The following is a 22,297-nucleotide window of genomic DNA, read 5'->3' on the forward strand; positions in this document are numbered from 1 at the left end:
GGGGGGCATTCTGCCTGTCAACGCGGTCGAACGTGCTGGCCGGCTTTTGGAGCGTGTTTGGGGATGAGCGGAGATCCGTGTTTGCTCCCGGCGATCGAATTGCGCGCGCGCATCGGCGCCAGGGAAATATCTCCCGTTGAGGTGACGGCTGCGGTGCTGGCCCGCGCCGAGCGGCTGCAACCCGAATTGAACTGCTTCATCACGCTGTGCGCCGACGAGGCGATGGCGCAGGCGAAGGCCGCGGAACGCCAGATCATGGCCGGCGAGCCGCTCGGCCTGCTCCACGGTATCCCCTTCACCGTGAAAGACATCGTCAGCACCAAGGGCGTGCGCACGACCTTCGGTGCGGTGCCGTACCGGAACAATGTGCCCGATCATGACGCCGTGGCGGTAGCCCGGCTCCGTGCGCAGGGCGGAATATTGATCGGCAAGACCACGACGCCGGAGTTCGGCAGCAAGTGCCTGACCGACTCGCCGCTGTTCGGCCGCACCCGCAATGCGTGGAGCGCCGATCGCTCCAGCGGCGGTTCCAGCGGCGGCGCGGCGGTGGCGGTCGCAAGCGGCATCGCGCCGCTGGCGGTTGCGACCGATGGCGGCGGCTCGACCCGGATTCCGGCGGCCTGCAACGGCGTGGTCGGGATCAAGCAGAGCAACGGCGTGATCCCGCACAGCCAGGTGCAGGACGCCTTCGGCAACCAGACCTATGTCACGCCAACCACCCGCACCGTCGCCGACACCGCGTTGATGATGCAGGCGATGGCCGGCGAGGATCCGTCTGATCCCTGGTCGATTGGCGTGCCGGTGCCTGACTATCTCGATCGCGCGGCGCCGCGCGGCGATCTCCGGGGCAGGCGGGTGCTGTACTGCCTGTCGCCGCCGGGCCGCCCGGTGACATCGGACGTCGCCGCGGACTTCAAGGCGAGCCTCGACCGGCTGGCCAGCCTCGGTGCTGAACTCGAGGAATTCTCCGGTGAAGGATTCGACATCGAGCCGATCTGGCGAGCCATCAATCACACGGTCTGGCGCACCCGCTTCGAGAAGCTCGCGGCCGATCATCCCGATGACCTCAGCCCCACCTTCCTGAAGCAGCTCGCGCTCGCCGCAAAGGTCAGCGGCGTCGAATACCAGCAGGCGATGTTCGACCGCACTGCGCTGTTCCGCCGCGTGCAGTCGCTGCTTGCGCGCGGCGACCTGCTGGCGATGCCGACCCTGACCCGCACGGCGCTGCCGATCGATCAGGATCTGTTCGGCACCATCGACATCGATGGCCAGAGCTTCGACAGCGTGCGGCCGCACTGGTTTCCCTGGACCATGCTGTTCAACATGACCGGGCATCCCGCGGTCAGCATTCCCTCCGGCTTCGGCCGCGACGGCCTGCCGATCGGCCTGCATCTGGTCGGCCGCTTCCGGGCCGACGCGGACCTGCTGCGCGTTGCGGCGCTGTTCGAAGAGGCGAGCGATCTGCTCGGCCGCTGGCCGGCGCTGAAGTCATGAATGACGCGGCGAAGGGCTTGCATTCGTTCGCGAACATGTTGAAACCTGCGGCCTGTTCCTTACCCTTCGGGCGGGCATGAGCGTATTCTTCCTGCGGCGGATCCTGACCTTGGTGGCGACGCTGTTCGCGGCCTCGCTGATCATTTTCCTGGTGCTCGACGCGTTGCCGGGCAATGCCGCACAGATGCTGATGGGCGCCGACGCCTCGCCCGATGCGGTGCGCGCGCTCACCGTCAAGCTCGGGCTCGACCAGCCGCTCACGGTTCGCTATTTGCTCTGGATCAAGGGCATGGCGGTCGGCGATCTCGGCAACAGCTATGTCTATGGCACGCCGGTGGCCGGCCTGATCGCGGAGCGGCTGGTGCTGACCATCCCGCTCGCGATCATGTCGATGCTGATCACGGTGGTGCTGGCGCTGTCCGCCGGCATCTACACCGCGGCCAACCACAACAAGATCGGCGACGTCGGCGTGATGTCGCTGACCCAGATCGGCATCGCGCTGCCGAATTTCTGGTTCGCGATCCTCTTGATCCTGCTGTTCTCGGTGAAGCTGCAATTGCTGTCCGCCGGCGGATTTGCCGGCTGGGATGACGGCATCTGGCTCGGGATCCGCTCGCTGCTGCTGCCCGCGATCTCGCTCGCCGTGGTGCAGGCCGCGATCCTGGCCCGCGTCACCCGCTCGGCGGTGCTGGAGGTGCTGCGCGAGGATTTCGTCCGCACCGCCCGCGCCAAGGGGCTCGGCAAGCGCGAGGTCTTGTGGCGCCATGTGCTGCGCAACGCCATGATCCCGGTCATGACTGTCATGGGCCTGCAATTCGCCAATCTGCTGGCCGGCACCATCGTGATCGAGAACGTGTTCTATCTGCCCGGCCTCGGCCGGCTGATCTTCCAGTCGATCGCCAACCGCGACCTGATCGTGGTGCGCAACTGCGTGATGCTGCTCGCCGCGATGGTCGTGACAGTCAATTTCGTGGTCGATGTGCTTTATGCCTTCATCGATCCGCGCATCAAGGTCGCCAACCTGTGAGCGCGCCGCTGACCGCATCCGCCACAGCGGCGATCGCACCGGGCGCGCGGCCGGCGACCGGCTTCTGGCGCCGCGCGCTGCGCCATCGCAGCTTCGTGCTTGGTGCGGTGCTCAGCCTGCTCGTGCTCGGCGCGGCGCTGCTGTCGCTGGTCTGGACGCCGTGGTCGGCCTACGACATCGACGTCGCCTCGAAGCTGCACGCGCCGTCGGCGGCGCACTGGCTCGGCACCGACGTGCTCGGCCGCGATATCGTCTCACTGCTGCTGGTCGGCGCGCGCTCCACCATCATGGTCGGCGTCATCGCCGTCGGCATCGGCCTGACTTTCGGTGTTGGCCTCGGCCTGATCGCGGCGGCACGCAAGGGCTGGACCGAGGAGCTCATCATGCGGATGAGCGACTTCACCTTCGCTTTCCCGGCGGTGCTATCGGCCATCATGCTGGCCGCGGTCGCGGGCCCCGGCATGGTGACCTCGATCACCGCGATCGGCATCTTCCAGATCCCGACCTTCGTCCGCGTCACCCGCGGCTCGGCCAATGCGATCTGGGCCCGCGAATTCGTGCTGGCCGCGCGCGCCGCGGGAAAGGGCTCGGTCCGCATTACCATCGAGCATGTGCTGCCGAACATCCTGTCGATCCTGATCGTGCAGGCGACGATCCAGTTCGCGTTCGCGATCCTCGCCGAGGCCGCGCTGTCCTATCTCGGGCTCGGCACCCAGCCGCCGCAGCCGTCCTGGGGCCGCATGCTCAACGATGCGCAGACCCTGCTGTTCCAGTCGCCGATGCTCGCGGTCTATCCCGGTGTTGCGATCGCGATCGCGGTGCTCGGGCTCAACCTGCTCGGTGACGGGTTGCGCGATCTGCTTGATCCCCGTCTGGCGCGGGAGCGTTGAGCATGCGTGAGGTAGGCGTGCCGCTGATCGAGGTGAAGGACCTGGGTGTCCGGCTCAACACCAGCCGCGGCCCGGCGCAGGCCGTCCGCGGCGTCAGCTTCGCGCTTCGCCGCGGCGAGACGCTAGGCCTGGTTGGCGAATCCGGTTGCGGCAAGTCGGTCACGGCACTGGCCCTGATGGGGCTGCTGCCCGACAGCGCTGTGATCAGCGGCAGCATCCGGCTCGAAGGCGCAGAGCTCGTCGGCCTGCCTGACACGGCTTATTGCAAGCTGCGCGGCAACCGCATCAGCATGATCTTCCAGGAACCAATGACCGCGCTCAATCCGATGCACACGATCGGGCACCAGGTCGCCGAGCCGCTGCGGCGTCATACCGGTGTCTCGGCAACAGAGGCGCGGCTGGAAGCCATTGGCTTGCTCGATCGCGTCGGGCTGCCCGATGCAGCGAAGCGGGTCGATGCCTATCCGCACCAGTTTTCCGGCGGCCAACGCCAGCGCATCACGATCGCGATGGCGCTCGCCTGCCAGCCCGACGTGTTGATCGCCGATGAGCCGACGACCGCGCTCGACGTCACGATCCAGGGCCAGATCCTCGATCTGATCGCCGATCTCGTCGCGGAGCGCGGCATGTCGATGATCCTGATCTCGCACGATCTCGGCGTGATCGCTGAGAATGTCGAGCGCATGATGGTGATGTATGGCGGCACCGTCGTCGAAAGCGGCGCCACCGATGCCGTGTTCACGCGGATGGGCCATCCCTATACGCAGGGCCTGTTCCGCGCCCGCCCACGGCTCGGCGCGCGCAAGGGGACGCGGCTCACCACCATCGCCGGCACCGTGCCGGAGCTGGCTGACCTGCCCGCGGGATGCACCTTCGCCGATCGTTGCGCGATCGCCGAGGCGCGTTGCCGCGCGGCGCTGCCGGCCGTGGTCGATGTCGGCGCGGCGCATGGCGTGCGCTGCATCAGGACCGACGTCTCGATGACCGCCGGAGGCGTCGGCACATGACGGTGCGCGATCAGCCCCAGCCCGCGCCCGTGACGCCGTTGCTCGAGGTGACGGACCTCGCGCAGCGCTACACCCTGCCGCGTGAAAGCCTGTTCAAGCCCGCAGCGCAGGTGCATGCGCTCAATGGCGTCACGGTGCGGGTCATGCCGGGCAAGAGCCTCGGCGTCGTCGGTGAGTCCGGGTCGGGCAAATCGACCTTTGCGCGGCTGGTGATGGCGCTGGAGCGGCCGTCGTCGGGGCAAGTCGTCATGATGGGCCGCGACCTCAACCGGATGCCGCCGGACGAACTGCGCCACGCGCGCCGCGATTTCCAGATGGTGTTCCAGGATCCCTATGGCTCGCTCGATCCGCGGCAGACCATCGCGCGGATCGTGGCCGAGCCGCTGACTGCGCTCGGGCGGATCGATCGCGGCAGCCTGCGCGAGCGCGTCGCCACGGCACTGCGGCAGGTCGGATTGCGCGATGCCGACATGGACAAGTTCCCGCACGAATTCTCGGGCGGTCAGCGCCAGCGCATCGCGATCGCGCGGGCGCTGATCACCCAGCCGAAGCTGATCGTTGCCGACGAGCCGGTCTCGGCGCTCGATGTCTCGGTGCAGGCGCAGGTGCTCAATCTGATGCAGGACCTGCAGGACGAGTTCGGCCTGAGCTACATCCTAATCAGCCATGACCTCGCGGTGGTCGATCTGCTCTGCGACGAGATCGCGGTGATGTATCTCGGGCGGATCGTCGAGCAGGGCCGGCCTGCCGATCTGTTCGCCCACAGCGCACATCCTTACACGCGCGCGCTGCTGGATGCGGTTCCGCGCGCCCGGGCAGGTGGCGTCCGGCGCCGCCGCGGCGCGCAGGCGATCGGCTCGCAGGCGTCCGCTGTGACCGGCTGTCCCTACGCGCCGCGCTGCCCGCTCGCCGACCAGCATTGTCGCGAGACCGCGCCTGCGCTACGCAGCGTGGGAGACGCCCATCTGGCTGCCTGCCATTACGCCGAATCCGTGATGACGTTGCCGCCAGTGGTCGCGGAGGCCGGTTAGTCTATTGTGCGGGACCAGCCCAGGCTGATGAAATAGCACGTCCGGGGAGCAGACCAATGTTGAGGAAATTGTGCGTCATCGCGGCCGCTGCCGCACTCGCCGCAGCGCCGCTGCCGAGCCTCGCGCAAGGCAAGAAGGACAGCGTCGTGATGGGCATGACGCTGGAGCCGCCGGGACTCGATCCCACCAACGCGGCGGCTGCGGCGATCGCCGAAGTCACGCTCTACAACGTCTATGAGACGCTGACCAAGATCAACGAGGACGGCTCGGTGTCGCCGCTGCTCGCCGAGAGCTGGCAAGCGTCGCCCGATCTCAAGACCTACACCTTCAAGCTCCGCAAGGGCGTCAAATTCCACAACGGTGAGCCGTTCGATTCCGCGGCGGTGAAGTTCACGTTCGACCGCGCCGCGGCGCCGACCTCGACCAACAAGGACAGGAGCCTGTACCAGGCCTTCGCGTCGGTGACGGCGCCCGACCCGGAGACCATCGTCGTCGCGTTGAAGTATTCCGAGCCGAACCTGCCGTTCCTGCTCGGCCAGGCGTCGGGCTCGATCGTCGAGCCGAAGAGCGCGCCGACCGATGTGACGCAGCCGGTCGGCACCGGGCCCTACACGCTCGGCAGCTGGGCCAAGGGCTCGTCGATCACGCTGGTGAAATGGCCGGAGTATCGTAACGCCGCCGCGATCAAGCTTTCCAAGGTGACGATCCGCTTCATCGGCGATCCCGCCGCGCAGGTCGCCTCCTTGCTGTCGGGCGACGTCGACGCGTTTCCGCGGGTTGCGGCGGCGCGCAGCCTGGCGCAGTTCAAGGCCGATCCGCGCTTCAATGTCCTGATCGGCGGCTCGCGAACAAAAACCATCGTCGGCATCAACGAGCGCAAGAAGCCGCTCGACGACGTCCGCGTTCGCCGCGCCATCCTGGCGGCGATCGACCGCAAGGCGATGATCGACGGCGCGGTCGACGGCTTCGGCACGCCGATCGGCAGCTTCTACGCGCCGGGATCGCTCGGTTATGTCGATACCACCGGCATAAATCCCTACGATCCTGAACTCGCCAAGAAGCTGCTGGCCGAGGCCGGCGTCAAGACGCCGCTTGAACTCAGCCTGAAACGGCCGCCGCCGTCCTACGCGCGACAGGGCGGCGAGGTGCTCGCGGCCCAGCTCGCAAAGATCGGCATCATTGCCAAGATCGAGAACGTGGAATGGGCGCAGTGGCTGTCGCAGGTCTTCACCGGCCCGCACAATTACGACCTCACCATGGTCGCGCATGTCGAGCCGTTCGACCTCGTGAAGCTGACCGAGCCGGATTACTATCTCGGCTACAAGTCCGAGGCGTTCAACGCGCTCTATCAGCAGATCATGGCGACGCCTGACGAAGCCGGCCGGGCCAAGCTGCTCGGCGACGCGCAGCGCATGCTGGCAACCGATGCGGTTGCCGGCTTCCTGTTCCAGCCGCAATTGATCACGATCGCCAGCAAGAAGCTGAAGGGCGTGTGGAAGGACGTGCCGCAGTTCGAGAATGATTTCTCGACCTGGGCTTGGGAGTAATCCGGGAGGAAGCGATCGCGCCGGTGGAGACCAATGGCCTCAGCCGGCGCCGCCCCTCGCGCGACGCCGTCGCTTGACGCTTAGTCTCATTTTGCGTGCTGCGCCTGCGAAGGCGAATGTGTCCGGCGATGCGCGAAGGCGCCGGAAGCCACCGATATTGCTCAGGTTGATGCAAGCCCGCGGTCGCAGCACTTCGGGCGCGCGACCGCATGCTGTTGCGGTTTCGCATTGAGCGCATCGGTTGTCTTTGTGAAGGACAGCGCTAACATGGAACCCGTCCATCGATACCTGTCGTTGTCTTTTTTGATCACCTATTGTAGCGCAACCAAGGGCCACCACGGTGTGCGCTCGCTACGGCGGCCAGGCCTCGAGGGGGAAGTAGCAAACATCATCCCTGATACTGCAACCAAGAAATAACGGGGGAGACTATGTACGTGAAATGGCTTGCGGCATTCGCCGCAGCGGTCGGCGTTGGCCTGTTGTCCGGTGCTGCCATCGCACAAGAAGTCAAGCAGGAGAAGCAGTCGGTCCTGGGTAACGCCAATGTGCCTCCAGTGACCCAGGAGCAGCTCAACGCCGCCGACAAGAACGGCAAGGACTTCCTGCTCACCAACGGAAATTACGCCCAGACGCGGTTTTATCCGGGCAAGCAGATCGGCCGGGACAATGTGAAAAACCTGCACGTCGCCTGGATTTTCCAGACCGACGTCAAGGAGTCGCTCGAGACATCGCCGATCGTCGTCGACGGCGTGATGTATGTCACGACGTCGTTCAGCCATGTCTATGCGCTAGACGCCAAGACCGGCCAGCAGCTCTGGCACTATGCCCACAAGATGGGCCCGATCACCGTCTATTGCTGCGGTCCCAACAATCGCGGCGTCCAGGTGCTCGGCGACCGGGTCTATCTGGCGACGCTGGATTCCAAGCTGATGGCGCTGAACGCCAAGACCGGCGAGGTGGTCTGGACCACCAACATCGCCGATCCCGAGCTCGGCTACAGCGAGACGATGGCGCCGACCGTGGTCAAGGACAAGGTACTGATCGGCACCAATGGCGGCGAATACGGCATCCGCGGCTTCGTGCGCGCCTATGATGCCAAGACCGGCAAGCAGCTCTGGAATTTCGACACCATTCCGGAGAACTCCGTCGGCGTCTGGGCGACCAAGGACGCCACCGGCCGCGACATGCATCGCAATATCCAGGCCGAGAAGGACATGCTCGCCAAGATCGGCGATCCCTATGCCAAGCTCGGCGGCGGCGTGTGGCAGAATCCGTCGGTCGATCTGGCGACCAACCGGATCTACTTCGTCGTCGGCAATCCGTCGCCCGACCTCGATGGCTCGAACCGGCCCGGCGACAACCTCTACACCAACTCGCTGGTCTCGCTCGATCTCGATACCGGCAAGTATGTCTGCCACTTCCAGTACATCGCCCATGACGTCTGGGATCTCGACGCGGTCAGCCCGACGGTGCTGGTCAATGTCAAGGACAAGGACGGCAAGACCATTCCCGGCGTCATCCATGCCGGCAAGACCGGGCACATCTATGTGCACGATCGCAAGGACTGCAGCCTGATCCGCTTCTCCGAGGCGATGGTGCCGCAGGAGAACATGTGGGTGCTGCCGACCAAGGAAGGCGCGCGCATGCTGCCTGGCGCCAATGGCGGCGTCGAATGGTCGCCGATCGCGACCGATCCGGGACAGGAGCTGGCCTACGCCATCAACCTGCACCAGCCGATGACCTACCACGTCGAAAGCTCGGCCTATCCAAACGGCAAGCTGTGGCTGGGCGGTGCCTTCAAGGTGATCCCGAGCGAGAAGCAGTCGGGCAACATCACCGCAGTGAACTACAACACCGGCAAGATCAAATGGCAGGTCAAGACGCCCGAGCCGATGATCGGCGGCATCCTCGCCACCGCCGGCGGCCTGGTGTTCACCGGCGAAGGCAACGGCAAGTTCGCGGCCTATAATTCGTCGAGCGGCAAGGAGCTGTGGAGCTTCCGCGCCGGCGCCGGCGTCAACGCGCCGCCGTCGAGCTACATGATCGGCGGCAAGCAATACGTCGTGGTCGGCGCCGGCGGCAACACCCAGCTCGATTACAAGCGCGGCAACAACATCATCGCCTTCACGCTCGACTGAGCCGGGGCGGGATGCATCATCGCGCGTGCAAGCACTGACGGCGAGGCGGGACCGGTTCGGTCCCGCCTCTGTTTTCTTCGGATGGGCCAATGTTCGGTAAATTGATGATGTGCGGCGCCGCGCTGCTGCTGATGGTGGCGCAAGCGCGCGCGGAGACGATCGAGGAGAAGGTGCAGGTCTGCACCGGTTGCCACGGCGAGAACGGCAAGCCCGTCGACAAGACCATTCCGACGATCTGGGGCCAGCAGGCCGGCTATCTCTACATCCAGCTCCGCGATTTCAAGCGCGGCGATCGCAAGAGCGAGATCATGCAGCCGATCGCGACCCAGTTCGAGCGCGACGACATGCTGGCAATCGCGGAGTATTTCTCGCAGAAGCCATGGCCTGACCTCGGCCAGCCGCGCGCGCCCAAGGACGTCGCAGCGAAGGCGCTCAGTGCCAGCGCTTCGGTCGGCTGCCCGGCCTGCCACCTCGATCGCTTCCAGGGCGACGGCACGGTGCCGCGGCTCGCCGGGATGGGACGGGATTACCTCGCCAAGACCATCGCCGATTTCCGCACCCGCGCGCGCGGCAACAATCCCGGCATGTCGGACCTCATGATAGCGACGTCGCCGGACGACCTCGCCGCGCTGGTGGACTACCTAGCGGGGTTGTAGCGGCGGGCAGGTTGACCCTCACGCGAGCGCAAGGCTGTCGCATATGCGTATTTGGCGGTCGGGTCGGGCGCGAGCGCCCGACCCCGTTCCGCGTATCTGAGCGTCAAAGTTCCGGTCAGTTCGGTCGAGACCCGGACACCACGCCTGGAACGGGAAAAGCACGGCACATCTCGATGCACTCCGACCTGATACGCGCGACGACCGCCTCGTCTCCGTTCGCCTGCAGAGCCCCCGCAATGAACTCGGCGATACGGCGCATTTCGGGGTCTCCCATGCCACGCGTGGTCGCCGCCGGTGTCCCAAGGCGAATACCGCTTGGCCTGAGCGGCGGGCGCGGATCGTCTGGAATAACCTGCTTGTTTGTGGTGATGGCGATGGCATCGAGCACGTCCTCGGCTGCTCGCCCGTCCAGTCCGACGGACGCGACCGTATCGACGACCATCATGTGATTATCCGTCCCGTCCGTGACCAGCTTCATCCCGCGATCCATCAGCGCGCCGGCAAGAACCTTCGCATTGCGCAGAACCTGCCGCGCGTAAACCTGGAAGTCCGAGGTCGCCGCCTTCTTGAGCGTCACGGCAATCCCGGCCACGACGTTCATGTGAGGTCCGCCCTGCAAACCTGGAAAGACGGAAGCATCGATCCGACCGGCATTCTCCTTCCGGCACAGGATGATCCCGCCGCGGGGGCCGCGCAGTGTCTTGTGGGATGTCGTCGTCATGACGTCGAAGCCGGCATCAAGCGGATTGCGCATGACGTTCGCGGCAACCAATCCGCCATAGTGGCTCACGTCAGCCATCGTGAGCGCGCCAACTTCGTCGGCGATACTCTTGAACGCTCCATAGTCCAGGTCGCGCGGATAGGAGCTGTAGCCGCACAACACCATCTTCGGACGTGCTTCACGCGCAATCGCGCGCAGCTCATCGAAATCGATCGCGCCGTTTGACGGGGCCGTCTTGTAGCGAACGAAGTTGAACAAACGCCCCATGTGGGACACCGGCGCGCCGTGGGTGAGATGACCGCCGTGGGACAGGTCCATGGCGAGAATCGTGTCGCCGGGCTGCAACAGGCCGAGATAGACGGCCTGATTCATCGGTGATCCGGAAAGCGGCTGAACGTTGGCGTGCTCGGCACGAAAAAGCGAGCAGGCCCGCTGGCGTGCGAGGTTCTCGATGCTGTCGGTATATTGCTGGCCGCCGTAGTATCTGCGTCCCGGATAGCCCTCGGAGTATTTGTTGGTGAAGACCGATCCGAGCAGCTCAAGCACCTCCGGGTAGGTGTAATTCTCGGACGGAATCAGTTCGACGCCGTCCTGTTGACGGCGCTCTTCCCCTATAAGGGCGGCAGCGATCTCTTGATCGTTGATGAACAGTTCGTTGTAAAATGACGGCATGCTCGGGCTCCTCAACACGCTGATTTTCCAGCAGATTGGTTGCCCAGGCGATCGGCGTTGAAACCCTTCGCGCTTCCCCGTGGTCGATTCCACGTTAGCTCGCCAGTCGCGCGATAGGACGAATGAGCACGGAGACTCTTCGTAGAGGAGAATTTAGCCGACCTGCGGACCTTCCGCAACTAATGAGTCCATCGCGTCATGCTTCAGCGCGGCGTCAGCTCCTCGCGCAGCGCGGACAGGACGGTGAGATCGGCGGCGTGCTTGCCGGCCTTGTCGGCCAGCGCCGCGTCGGCGCCGTGAGCGAGCAGCGCTTTCGCGATCGCCGGGTGGTTGCCCTCGGCGGCGATCATCAGCGCCGTGCGTCCCCGCGCGTCGCGTTCGTCGACCCCGGCGCCCGCGTCCAGGAGATACGCGACAACCTCGAGCGCCTGCGCCTCCGGCACGGTCTCATCCGGCCCGGCTGCCCACATCAGCAGCGTGAGGTCATTGGCGTAGCGGGCGTTGATGTCGATATCGAGCGCGAGCAGTTGCTTGACGATGCCGATCTGGCCGCCGGCGGCCGCATACACGACCGGCGGCTTGCCAGTGTCATCGGCCTTGCGGCCGTCGGCGCCGCGGGCCAGCAGCATGCGCACCACCATGTCCCGGCCGGCATAGGCGGCGGCCGCGACCGCCGATGCGCCGCTGCGTCCGGTGAGATTGACGTCGGCGCCGCGGTCGATCAGGCGCTGCACGATCGCGACATGACCGCGCTCGGCGGCAAGATACAGCGCGGTCGATCCCGCGAGGTTGCGCGCATCGACCGGCGCGCCACGGGCCAGCAGCAGGTCGACCATGTCGAGATGGCCGGAACGGGCGGCGTGGCTCAGCGGCCTTGCGCCGAGCCGGTCGCGGGCATCGACCGAGGCGCCGCCATCGAGCAGCTCGGTGGCGAGATTGATGCAATCGGCATTGGCCGCCGCGAACAAGGTCAGCGAGATCTCGACCGCGCTGAACTGCGCCTTGTCGGTTTCGTATTTGCGGATCAACTCGCGGCAGCGTGCCGGGTCGGCCGCAGCAAAGCTGCTGTGAACGTGGCCCGCAACAAGCAGCACGGCGAGAGCGATGCGGCGAAACAATACGTGTCCTCCGTATGGTCTGCTGACAGGTCGGCCATTCCGATTGAGCGTCGCATGATCCTTGGATGCTGCCAAGCCGCGCGGCGTTGTGCCACTCTAGCCGGTCTGCCCGGTGCTCGCATTGGCAACGGCGCGCGCGACGTTGGCAATCACCTCGTTGCACTTCTCCATCGGAGCACTTGCCCCAGTCAGGTAGACCGTCACCACGATCGGCTTGCGGCCGGGCGGCCAGAACACGCCGATATCGTTATAGGTGCCGCGTTCGCCGGTGCCGGTCTTGTCGCCAACCCGCCAGTCGCGCGGCACGCCGGCGCGCAGCCTCGTGTCGCCGGTCTTGTTGGCGACCATCCAGTCCACGAGCTTCTGGCGCGAGGCGGCCTTCAGGACATCACCGATCACCACGCGCTGCAAGCTTTTCAGCATCGCAACCGGGCTCGTGGTGTCGCGCAGATCTCCCGGCACGGCTTCATTCAGCGCCACCTCCCAGCGATCGAGTCGGCTGACATTATCGCCGATGGTGCGGAAGAAGCTGGTGAAGCCGGCAGGCCCGCCGATCTCGCGCATCAGCAGGTTGGCGGCGGTATTGTCGCTGAGAGTGATGGCGGCCTCGCAGAGTTCGGACAGCGTCATACTCGATCCGACGTGTTGCTTGGCCACCGGCGCGTAGGCCAAGATATCCTTGGCCTCAACCTGCACGCGCTGGTCGAGGCTGGATTCGCCGCGGTCGACCCGGTGCAGCACCGCGGCCGAGGCCAGCGCCTTGAAGGTGCTGCACATCGGGAACCGCTCGTCACCGCGCCGGCTCGCGCGCAATCCGGTCTCCATGTCGAGCGCGGCGACGCCGAGCCGGCCGCTGGTCGCGAGCTCGATGCGTGCAAACTCCTCCTGCAGCCGTTTTGCCGGTCCGCCTGGTCCCGCCGCTGCGCTCTGTCCGGCCGCTGCGCCTGACCGCGGCAAAGTGCAGGAAACTGCAAGGCCCAGCGCGCGCAATCCAAATGTCCGTTTCGTCAGCATCTCTCGTCTCCGTTGGCGGCGCGAACCTGCCGGGCGGCGTGACGGAGCACAAACAATCATTTATACAACGAGGCATGAGGAAAACTTGGTCATGACGCCGTGCGCCGGCACCTCCCGCTGAACGCGTTGCGCGCCTTCGAGGCCTCTGCGCGGCTATTGAGCTTCACCCGCGCAGGCCTGGAGCTGCGCGTGACGCAGACCGCGATCAGCCACCAGGTCAAGCAGCTCGAGGATCTCCTGGGCGCGAGCCTGTTCCGCCGCCTGCCGCGCGGGCTGGTGCTCACCGACGAGGGGCTGGCGCTGCTGCCGGTGCTGTCAGACGCGCTCGACCGGATCGGTGCGGCGATCGACCGCATCGAGGCCAAGGGCACGCGCGAGGTCGTCACCGTCGGCTGCGTCACGACGTTTGCGACCGGATGGCTGCTGCAGCGGGTCGACCGGTTCAAGCGCGCGCATCCCTATATCGACCTGCGCCTGCTCACCAACAACAACCGCGTCGACATCGCGGGCGACGGGCTCGATCTTGCGCTGCGCTTCGGCGACGGCTCCTGGCACGGCACCGAGGCGATCCATTTGCTGTCCGCGCCGCTCTCGCCGGTGTGCTGCGCTGAGGTGGCGGGCCGGCTGCGCAAGCCATCCGATCTCACGCAGGAATTCCTGCTGCGCTCCTACCGCGCCGAGGAATGGCCGCTGTGGTTTGCGGTGGCCGGCGCGCCGTGCCCGAAAATCCAGGGACCGATCTTCGACAGTTCGGTTGCGATGGCCGAGGCCGCGGCGCGCGGCGTCGGCGTCGGGCTGGTGCCGACTGCGATGTTTGGCAATGAGCTGGCCTCCGGCCGGCTGGTGCGGCCATTCGCGGCCGAAGTGCCGGCGGGGTCCTATTGGCTGACCTGGCTGAAGTCGCGGGAAGTGACGCCAGGCATGCGCGCCTTCCGCGACTGGCTGCTCGACACGCTGCGCGCGGAGGTGAGTGAGGTGGACGACGTGAGGGATGCGCCGCACGTGCCTGCCGCGCGGCCCAAGCCGAAAGCCAAAGCGAAGGCCAAGACAAAGACTGCGACGAAGCGGCGGTGAGCAAAGGCTTTTGTCCGTCATCCTGAGGTGCGAGCGCAGCGAGCCTCGAAGGATGCACGGCCACCAGTCGGGCCGTCGACCCTTCGAGGGCCGCTGAAGAAGCGGCCACCTCAGGGTGACGGTGAGGGAGTGGGGCGCGCCGATACCTCGATCGTCGCAGGCGCGCCACCTACGCCAGATGGCACGCCACAGAATGCCCGTTGCTGCCTTCGCGCAGCTCCGGCGCGGTTTGCCGGCAGCGCTCTTCGGCGATCGGGCAGCGGGTGTGGAAGTGGCAGCCCTTCGGCGGATTCATCGGGCTCGGCACGTCGCCCTTGAGGCGGATGCGCAGTTTTTTCGCCTTGGGATCCGCCACCGGCACGGCCGAGAGCAGCGCCTTGGTGTAGGGATGCTGCGGATTCCGGTAGAGATCGCTGGCCTTGGCGAGCTCGACGATGCGGCCGAGATACATCACCGCGACGCGGTCGGAGATGTGTTCGACGACAGAGAGATCGTGGGCGACGAACAGGTAGGTTAGGTTCAGCTCGGCCTGCAGATCTTCGAGCAGGTTGATGACCTGGGCCTGGATCGAGACGTCGAGCGCCGAGACCGGCTCGTCGCACACGATCAGCTTCGGCTCCAAGGTCAGTGCGCGGGCGATCGCGATGCGCTGGCGTTGGCCGCCGGAGAATTCATGCGGATAGCGCCGCATGTGCTCGGCCTTCAGCCCGACCTTGACCAGCAGGCGCGCGACGCGGTCCTCGCGCTCGCTGGCCGAGGTCACGAGGTTATGGATGATGAAGGGTTCGGCGAGGATTGCGCCGACCGTCATGCGCGGATTGAGCGAGGCGAACGGGTCCTGGAAGACGAGCTGCATGTTGCGCCGCATGGCGCGCAGGTCGCCGCCGCCAAGCCCGATCACGTTTTGGCCGTCAAACACGACTTCACCCGAGGTCGGCTCGATCAGCCGCAGCACGCAGCGGCCGGTGGTCGACTTGCCGCAACCGGATTCGCCGACCAGTCCCAGCGTCTCGCCGCGGTTGACCGCAAACGACACGCCATCGACCGCATAGACCTGGCCGACCTCGCGCGACAAGAGGCCGCCGAGCACCGGAAAGTGCTTCTTCAGATTGCTGACGCGCAGCAGCGGTTCGCTCATGACGCGTCTCCGAGGTGGCAGGCCATGCGATGGCCGGGCGCGATCTCGCGCAGCCGCGGCTCCTGCTCGGTGCAGATGCTCATGGCGTGTTTGCAGCGGGAAGCAAAACGGCAGCCGGGCGGCGGGTTGATCAGGATCGGCACCGAGCCGCCGATCGCTTCCAGCCGGGTCTTGTGCTCGGCGTCGAGATCGATGCGCGGGATCGAGCGGATCAGGCCCTGGGTGTAGGGATGGCTCGGATTGCCGAACAGTTCGTCGACCGGCGCTTCCTCCACCACCTTGCCGGCATACATCACGACGACGCGCTGCGCGGTCTCCGCGACCACGCCCATCGCGTGGGTGATCAGCATCACCGCCATGCCGAGGCGCTCCTTCATGTCCTGCAGCAGGTCGAGGATCTGCGCCTGGATGGTGACGTCGAGCGCGGTGGTCGGCTCGTCCGCGATCACGAGCTTGGGCCGGCAGGCCAGCGCCATCGCGATCATCACGCGCTGGCGCATGCCGCCGGAGAACTGGTGCGGATAGTGATGCACGCGGCCTGCGGCATTTGGGATCTGCACGAGCTGCAGCATCTCGATGGTGCGCTCGAGCGCCTGCTTCCTGGTCACCGCCTCGTGCCGGCGCAGGCTCTCGGCGATCTGCTCGCCGATGGTCAGCACCGGGTTGAGCGAGGTCATCGGCTCCTGGAAGATGAAGCCGATCTCCTTGGCCCTGATCTCGTCGAGCTGATGGCTGGTCAGCGGTGCCAGATCGCGGCCCTCGAACATGATCTCGCCGGCGACGATCTTGCCCGGCGGCATCGCGATCAGCTTCAGGATCGACATCGCGGTGACGGTCTTGCCGCAGCCGGATTCGCCGACCACGCAGAGCGTCTCGCCGCGGTTGATGCTGATGTCGACGCCGTCGACCGCCTGGACGATGCCGTCGTCGGTGGTGAAATGGGTTTTCAGGCCCTTGATGTCGAGCAGCGCCATCAGATCACCTTGCGCGCGTCGAGCGCGTCGCGCAGCCCGTCGCCGATGAAGTTGATGGCGACGACCGCGATGAAGATCGCGCCGCCCGGAAACAGCGCCCAGTGCGGGCCGATATCGAGAAAGTCCTTGGCGTCATAGAGGATGCGGCCCCAGGTCGGCGTATCAGGCGGGAAGCCAAGGCCGAGGAACGACAGCGTCGATTCGGCGATGATCGCGGCGGCGACATCGATCGTGCCGGCGATGATCACGGGTCCCAGCGCATTGGGCAGGATGTGGCGCACCACCTGCCGCGTCGGGCTCGCGCCGAGCGCGCGCGCGGCCTCGACGAATTCCTTTTCGCGCAGCGACAGGAATTGGGCTCGCACCAGGCGGGCGACCGGCATCCAGCGCAGGCCGCCGATCACAAGCACGATCAGGATGAAGATGCCGCCCTCGGGGCCGAACATGGCCTTGAGCCCGTCGCGGAACAGATAGATCAGCATCAAGAGCAGCGGCAGTTGCGGCAACGACAGGAACAGGTCGGTCAGCCACATCAGCGCGTAGCCGAGCGGGCCGCGCGACATGCCGGCGAGCGCGCCGATCAGCGTGCCGACGAACACCGAGACCAGCATCGCGGCGAGGCCGACCGCGAGCGAGATGCGGCCGCCATAGATCATGCGGGCAAGCAGGTCCTGGCCGAGATCGTCGGTGCCGAACGGATGCGCCAGTGAGGGGCCCTGCATGCCTGCCACCACGTCGATGTCGCTGATCGAGACGCGCCAGATGAACGGGCCGATCACGACGGCCGCGATCAGCAGCAGCAGCAGCACGGCGCTGACCACGGCAGGCCGGTGCCGGCGGTAGCGCCGCCAGGTTTCGCGCCAGGGCGAGTAGCCGCGCCGCTCAGCGGAAGGAGATGCGAGGGTCAAGCCAGCCATAGAGGACATCTGCAATCAGGTTGAAGAGCACCACGAGACACGCGAACACGAAGGTCACGGCCATCACGACCGGCGTATCGTTGGCGAGGATGGAGGAGATCAGGAGCGAGCCGATGCCGGGAATCCGGAAGATCTGCTCGGTGACGATGGCACCGCCGAACACGGCAGGCATCTGGAGCGCGATGAGCGTGACCACCGGGATCATCGCATTGCGCATCACATGCTTGACGATCACCTTGGCCTGCCCGAGCCCCTTGGCGCGGGCGGTGGTGACATAGTCGAGTCGGATCACGTCGAGCATCGCAGAGCGCACGAAGCGGGTCATCGACGCCGCCTGGAACAGGGCGAGTACCATCACCGGCATGATGGCCTGCCGAATCATCTCCAGCAGCCAGGGGATGCCGCTGCCGGGCACGTCGGTGTAGACGAAGGGCAGCCAGTCCAGCTTCACCGAGAACACCAGGATGAACAGGATGCCGGTGAAGAAGGTCGGCAGCGAGAAGCCGATGAAGGCGAAAGTGTTGGCGAGCTGGTCGAACAGCGAATAAGGCCGGGTGGCGGCGTAGACGCCGACCGGGATCGCGATCAGCAGCGCCAAGAGCTGCGCCGAGCCAATCACGTACAGCGTGGTCGGCAGCCGCTGCAGGATCAGCGTGTCGACATTGATCCGGCTGACAAAGGAGAAGCCCCAGTCGCCCTGCGCCATCGCCGATAGCCAGTGCAGGTAGCGCAGATAGATCGGGTCGTCGAGGCCGAACTTGGCGCGCAGCGCGGCCTGCACCTCGGGCGGCACGTTCGGATTGGTCGCGAGCTCGCTGAACGGATCGCCCGGCGCGAGCGCCAGCACGACGAACAGCACGAGCGAGATCCCGAGCAGGCTCGGGATCGCGATCATCAGACGGCGCAGGATATACTGACTCATCGGGAGATCATCTGACTAACGCTTGCACCTTGAGAGCACGTTGATTTTGCTTCCAATCGAAAGGCGACCTTCACCTCACCCCGCGTGCGGGGAGAGGTCGGAATTCAAGCACAGCTTGAATTCCGGGTGAGGGGCACTCTCCACGAACTCACCTTCCAATGCATTTGCGGATAGAGCCCCTCACCCCAACCCTCTCCCGATAAGAACGGGGAGAGGGAGGAGCAATTCCCGAGCCCGTGACGTCTCAGGTTTCACGATACCAGTCTTGCAGATTGTCCGTCTGGTTGGCCCAGCCGGACAGCGCGGGCCGCAGCGTGTTGGAGCAGGCTTCGACCGCGAGGCGATGCATCACGGGGATCATCACCGTGTCCTGCCACATCAAATCATTGCCCTTGATATAGAGGTCTGCCCGCTTGAGCGGATCGGTCTCGATCTCCGCCGCGTCGATCGCGGCGTCGAAATCCTTGTTGACCCAACGCGGGAAGTTCGGACCCTGCCACTTGTTCTCCTTGGTGGCCACGTTGCGCGAATGATAGCGGCGCATGTGCAGTGCGGGATCGGGTTGGGTCATCGGGATCTGGAACATCTCGATGTCCGCATAGAAGTGGGAATAGGTGTCGGGGTTGGCGACGTCGGAGGAGAAGAACACCGACGCCACCACCGATTTCAGCTCGACGTCGATGCCGGCTTTCTGGCAGGCCTGCTTGACGATCGCCTGGGTCTTCTGGCGCGGGCCGTTGATCGAGGTCTGGTACAGGAACTTCAGCTTCTTGCCGTCCTTCTCGCGGACGCCGTCCGAGCCGACTTTCCAGCCGGCCTCCTCGAGCAGCGCGCTCGCCTTCTCGACCGAGAACTCCCATTTGGTGTTCTTGGAGACGAACTCCTCGGGGCCGTTGAGATAGTTGGCGGTGGCGCGGCCGGCGCGGCCGTAGATCACCTTCTTGATGGATTCGCGGTCGACCAGCAGCGCCAGCGCCTTGCGCACGCGCGGGTCGGACAGGATCGGATGCTTGGTCTTGATCGACGAGCGCTCGCCGTCGACCTCGGTGTTCGGGTCGGTGAAGTTGACCGCGATGAACTCGATGTCGCCGCCGACCGCGAACAGCGACTTGCCCTTGCCGCCCTTTTCCAGGCGCAGCAGCACCTCGTCTTCGACCTGGATGTTCCAGGCGAAGTCATATTCGCCGGTCTGGATCACCGCCCGCGCCGCCGAGACGGCATCGCCGCCGCCCTTCATCTCGATCGTGTCGAAGGATGGCCGGTTGGCCATGTGGTAGTCGGGGTTGATCTCGCCGCGGATCAGATCGCCCGGTTTGAATTCGACGAATTTGTAGGGGCCAGTGCCGACCGGCTTCAGATTGTTCGGCGCTTCGCGGGATTTGCCGCCTTTGTACTCCGCGAACAGATGCTTCGGAATGATGCAGCCATAAGCGCCGACAAAGGCGTTGGCCCAGAACGGTGTCGGCTTCTTGAAATTGATACGGACCGTGAGGTCGTCGACCTTTTCGACGGTGAGGCCGCTATAGGTCTCAATCGATACGGCCGCGGTCGCGGGATCGCTGGCATATTCCCAGTTGAACACGAGATCGTCGGCGGTCACCGGCTTGCCGTCGTGCCATTTGACGCCGGGTTTGAGTTTCCAGACCACCGATTTGGCATCGGCGGCGAGTCCGCCGTTTTGGATCGAGGGGATCTCGGCGGCGAGGATCGGGTTGAGATGGCCGTCGACGTCCCAGCTGGCCAGCGGCTCGTAGAAGATGCGCGAGCCGTCCTGGTCCTTGGTGCCGGTGGCGAAATGCGGATTGAGCAGGGTCGGGCCCTGCCACCACAACAGCTTCAGCGGACCGCCGCCGCCGCGTTTGGTCGGCTTGTAGGGGTTGGGGCTCTGCGCCATTGCGACGCCGCCGATCGCCAGAATCTGGTTCGCCAACGGTGCGGTGAGGCCGACGGCAATCATTCGCTTGACGAAGGCGCGGCGGTCCATCCGTCCGTCCCTTACGTCGTCGATCATCCCGCGCAGATTGTTGTCGAACATTGTCCCCTCGGTCCGGCTCACGTGTGATTGCGGCGGGCCTTGGAACCGGCCGCCGTGCTGGCGGCAGATGGCACACCGAATGACCGCGCAGGTCAACGCCTCCCGAGGTTCAGCGACTAGATCTTTTGGCTATCGCTTGTGCAGAACCGCTCCGCGCCGCACATCGGTTCGGCATTTCGGCGCCAAAGCGCGCCTGCGCACGCCTCGCAGTGCGGAAAATTTGTTCGTTATCCTTTGTTCCGAGATGCTTTTTTGTCACGCGCGCGCGTTTTCGAGCGGAGCGGACGCCGGTTCGCGTGGCGAAAGCGCGTCAAAGCAAAAATGCAGAGCCCTCGCTCCACTCCAATCGGATCAGAATAGGCGCTGGCCGGGCCGCGCATCGACGCGCAGGCCCGGCCGCAGATGCGGCGCTCAGGCGACCGACATGTCCAACGGCGGTGCAACATTCGCCGGCAGCGGACTGACATAGGGCGTTCGGGTGGTCCGCTTCTTGAGGTCGGCCTTGGCGGCCGCGATCAGCTCCGGCTCCATCAGCGCCTTGACGCCGAGGCCGGCCATCGCCTTGGCGGCCTGCACCATCGCCTTGTGCGCGGCCGGCGTCTTGCCCTGCGCCACAACCTGCCAGGTGTGGAACGGCGTGCCGATTGCAACCGTCGGTGCATGGACCTGCACCGTTGGCACCACCCAGCTGACGTCACCGACATCGGTCGAGCCGATCAGCGGATTGCGCTTGGCGTCGATCGGCACCAGGAAATCGGCCAGCGGCCGGTCGGTCGGATCCATGCCGATCGCGTAGTAGACCGAGGCGATGTCCTTGTCGGTCAGCGTCGCGCGGATCTTGCCGGCGAAATCCTTGTCGGCATCGTCGAAATGCGGCGGGCCGAGATCTTCCATGATCTGGTGCAGGGTCTGCTCCAGCGGGGTGTTGGGCAGGATGTTGGAGACCGCGGAGATGATCTTCATCTCCATCTTGGTCTCGGTCATCAGGGCTGCGCCCTGTGCGATCTTGTGCACGCGCTCGACCAGCTCGTTCATGCCGGGCAGGTCGCGGGCGCGGATCGAGTAGCGCACGCGGGCATGGGCCTGCACGACATTGGGCGCAATGCCGCCGGTGTCGAGCAGCGCGTAATGCACGCGGGCATCGCTCGGCATGTGCTCGCGCATGTAGTTGACGCCGACATTCATCAATTCCACCGCATCGAGCGCGCTGCGGCCGAGATGCGGCGAGGCCGCCGCATGCGAGGTCCGGCCGGTGAAGATGAAATCGGCGCGGGTGTTGGCGAGCGACGGCGTCACCGCCACCTCCCAGAAGCTGTGCGGATGCCAGGTGATGGCGATGTCGGCGTCCTCGAACGCGCCACACCGCACCATGAAGGCCTTTGCCGCGCCGCCTTCCTCGGCGGGACAGCCGTAGTAGCGCACCCGGCCCGGCACCTTGTTGGCAGCAAGCCAGTCCTTCACCGCGGTCGCCGCGAGCAGCGCGGAGGAGCCGAGCAGATTGTGGCCGCAGCCGTGGCCGTGGCCGCCGCTCTCGACCGGACGAGGTTCGGCAACGCCGGCCTCCTGGCTGAGGCCGGGCAGGGCATCATATTCGCCGAGGAAAGCGATGACCGGGCCGCCCTCGCCCCATTCGCCCATCACCGCGGTCGGAATGTCGGCGAGGTTCTCGGTGATGCGAAAACCCTGGTGGCGCAGTTCGGCCAGATGTTCGGCGGATGAGCGCGCCTCGGTGTAGCAGACCTCGGGCATCGCCCAGACCCGGTCGCTCAATTCGATGAAACGCGGCTTGATCGTGTCGACGCCGCGCCAAACATCATTACGGTTGTCCATTTGCTTCGGTTCCTTGGCTCGCTGGAGCATGATCAGGAAAAGTGTGAAGCGGTTTTCCGAAAAGATCATGCCCAAACAATGAGCCAAAGTGC

General features: G+C 65.5%; 18 protein-coding genes and 1 riboswitch. Of the genes, 9 read left to right on the forward strand and 9 right to left on the reverse strand.

All coding sequences use genetic code 11. From position 1 onward, the window contains the following. Positions 1 to 63: 63 nt before the first annotated feature. From AAFG13_RS34140 to AAFG13_RS34175, 8 genes are all read left to right on the forward strand, one after another. Positions 64 to 1,494, forward strand: a complete 1,431-nt coding sequence (locus AAFG13_RS34140) for an amidase (protein WP_342709500.1) — start codon at positions 64 to 66, stop codon at positions 1,492 to 1,494. 76 nt (positions 1,495 to 1,570) lie between these two features. Next, positions 1,571 to 2,521: an ABC transporter permease gene (locus tag AAFG13_RS34145; RefSeq protein ID WP_212319376.1), complete on the forward strand. Its 951-nt coding sequence runs from the start codon at positions 1,571 to 1,573 to the stop codon at positions 2,519 to 2,521. After that, positions 2,518 to 3,411, forward strand: a complete 894-nt coding sequence (locus tag AAFG13_RS34150; protein ID WP_342709501.1) for an ABC transporter permease — start codon at positions 2,518 to 2,520, stop codon at positions 3,409 to 3,411. Before AAFG13_RS34145 ends, AAFG13_RS34150 begins: the two co-directional genes overlap by 4 nt. A 2-nt stretch (positions 3,412 to 3,413) precedes the next feature. Beyond that, complete coding sequence (locus AAFG13_RS34155) at positions 3,414 to 4,418, forward strand: ABC transporter ATP-binding protein (protein ID WP_342709502.1); 1,005 nt, start codon at positions 3,414 to 3,416, stop codon at positions 4,416 to 4,418. Further along, positions 4,415 to 5,449, forward strand: coding sequence for an oligopeptide/dipeptide ABC transporter ATP-binding protein (locus AAFG13_RS34160; RefSeq protein WP_342709503.1), 1,035 nt, complete (start codon positions 4,415 to 4,417; stop codon positions 5,447 to 5,449). Before AAFG13_RS34155 ends, AAFG13_RS34160 begins: the two co-directional genes overlap by 4 nt. Positions 5,450 to 5,505: 56 nt before the next feature. After that, entirely contained in the window at positions 5,506 to 6,996 is a 1,491-nt protein-coding gene (locus tag AAFG13_RS34165; RefSeq protein WP_342709504.1) for an ABC transporter substrate-binding protein, read from the forward strand. 428 nt (positions 6,997 to 7,424) lie between these two features. After that, positions 7,425 to 9,134 (forward strand): PQQ-binding-like beta-propeller repeat protein, encoded by a 1,710-nt coding sequence (locus AAFG13_RS34170; protein WP_342709505.1) that lies wholly within the window; start codon positions 7,425 to 7,427, stop codon positions 9,132 to 9,134. Between the two features lie 89 nt (positions 9,135 to 9,223). Further along, positions 9,224 to 9,790 carry a c-type cytochrome gene (locus AAFG13_RS34175; RefSeq protein WP_342709506.1) on the forward strand — a complete coding sequence of 189 codons (567 nt, stop codon included), beginning with the start codon at positions 9,224 to 9,226 and terminating at the stop codon, positions 9,788 to 9,790. A 115-nt stretch (positions 9,791 to 9,905) separates the two neighbouring features. Here AAFG13_RS34175 and glyA read toward each other — a convergent pair whose 3' ends face one another. The 3 genes from glyA to bla all read right to left on the reverse strand — a co-directional run bounded on the left by glyA (position 9,906) and on the right by bla (position 13,315). Next, entirely contained in the window at positions 9,906 to 11,183 is a 1,278-nt protein-coding gene (gene glyA / locus AAFG13_RS34180) for a serine hydroxymethyltransferase (RefSeq protein WP_342709507.1), read from the reverse strand. Between the two features lie 34 nt (positions 11,184 to 11,217). Further along, positions 11,218 to 11,303, reverse strand: a riboswitch (ZMP/ZTP riboswitch). An 83-nt stretch (positions 11,304 to 11,386) separates the two neighbouring features. Then, positions 11,387 to 12,301, reverse strand: a complete 915-nt coding sequence (locus AAFG13_RS34185) for an ankyrin repeat domain-containing protein (protein WP_212319390.1) — start codon at positions 12,299 to 12,301, stop codon at positions 11,387 to 11,389. Positions 12,302 to 12,397: 96 nt separating this feature from the next. Beyond that, positions 12,398 to 13,315, reverse strand: coding sequence for a class A beta-lactamase (gene bla, locus AAFG13_RS34190; protein WP_342709508.1), 918 nt, complete (start codon positions 13,313 to 13,315; stop codon positions 12,398 to 12,400). 99 nt (positions 13,316 to 13,414) lie between these two features. Between bla and AAFG13_RS34195 the strand changes: the two genes are divergently transcribed. Then, positions 13,415 to 14,389 carry a LysR family transcriptional regulator gene (locus AAFG13_RS34195; RefSeq protein ID WP_342709509.1) on the forward strand — a complete coding sequence of 325 codons (975 nt, stop codon included), beginning with the start codon at positions 13,415 to 13,417 and terminating at the stop codon, positions 14,387 to 14,389. A gap of 169 nt (positions 14,390 to 14,558) precedes the next feature. Here AAFG13_RS34195 and AAFG13_RS34200 read toward each other — a convergent pair whose 3' ends face one another. The 6 genes from AAFG13_RS34200 to AAFG13_RS34225 all read right to left on the reverse strand — a co-directional run bounded on the left by AAFG13_RS34200 (position 14,559) and on the right by AAFG13_RS34225 (position 22,205). Further along, positions 14,559 to 15,527 (reverse strand): dipeptide ABC transporter ATP-binding protein, encoded by a 969-nt coding sequence (locus AAFG13_RS34200; protein WP_342709510.1) that lies wholly within the window; start codon positions 15,525 to 15,527, stop codon positions 14,559 to 14,561. Further along, the gene (locus AAFG13_RS34205) at positions 15,524 to 16,504 is read right to left on the reverse strand and encodes an ABC transporter ATP-binding protein (RefSeq protein ID WP_092116610.1); all 981 of its coding nucleotides are present in this window, start codon (positions 16,502 to 16,504) and stop codon (positions 15,524 to 15,526) included. Before AAFG13_RS34205 ends, AAFG13_RS34200 begins: the two co-directional genes overlap by 4 nt. Continuing rightward, positions 16,501 to 17,418 carry an ABC transporter permease gene (locus tag AAFG13_RS34210; protein ID WP_212319396.1) on the reverse strand — a complete coding sequence of 306 codons (918 nt, stop codon included), beginning with the start codon at positions 17,416 to 17,418 and terminating at the stop codon, positions 16,501 to 16,503. Before AAFG13_RS34210 ends, AAFG13_RS34205 begins: the two co-directional genes overlap by 4 nt. Beyond that, on the reverse strand, positions 17,384 to 18,340 hold the full coding sequence (locus AAFG13_RS34215; protein ID WP_212319398.1) for an ABC transporter permease: 957 nt from the start codon (positions 18,338 to 18,340) through the stop codon (positions 17,384 to 17,386). The genes AAFG13_RS34210 and AAFG13_RS34215 overlap by 35 nt, the downstream gene beginning before the upstream one ends. 244 nt (positions 18,341 to 18,584) lie before the next feature. Continuing rightward, positions 18,585 to 20,375, reverse strand: a complete 1,791-nt coding sequence (locus AAFG13_RS34220; protein ID WP_212319400.1) for a peptide ABC transporter substrate-binding protein — start codon at positions 20,373 to 20,375, stop codon at positions 18,585 to 18,587. A gap of 411 nt (positions 20,376 to 20,786) precedes the next feature. After that, positions 20,787 to 22,205 carry a M20 family metallopeptidase gene (locus tag AAFG13_RS34225; RefSeq protein ID WP_342709511.1) on the reverse strand — a complete coding sequence of 473 codons (1,419 nt, stop codon included), beginning with the start codon at positions 22,203 to 22,205 and terminating at the stop codon, positions 20,787 to 20,789. Between the last annotated feature and the right edge of the window lie 92 nt (positions 22,206 to 22,297).

The sequence above is a fragment of the Bradyrhizobium sp. B124 genome, assembly GCF_038967635.1.
GTDB lineage: Bacteria > Pseudomonadota > Alphaproteobacteria > Rhizobiales > Xanthobacteraceae > Bradyrhizobium.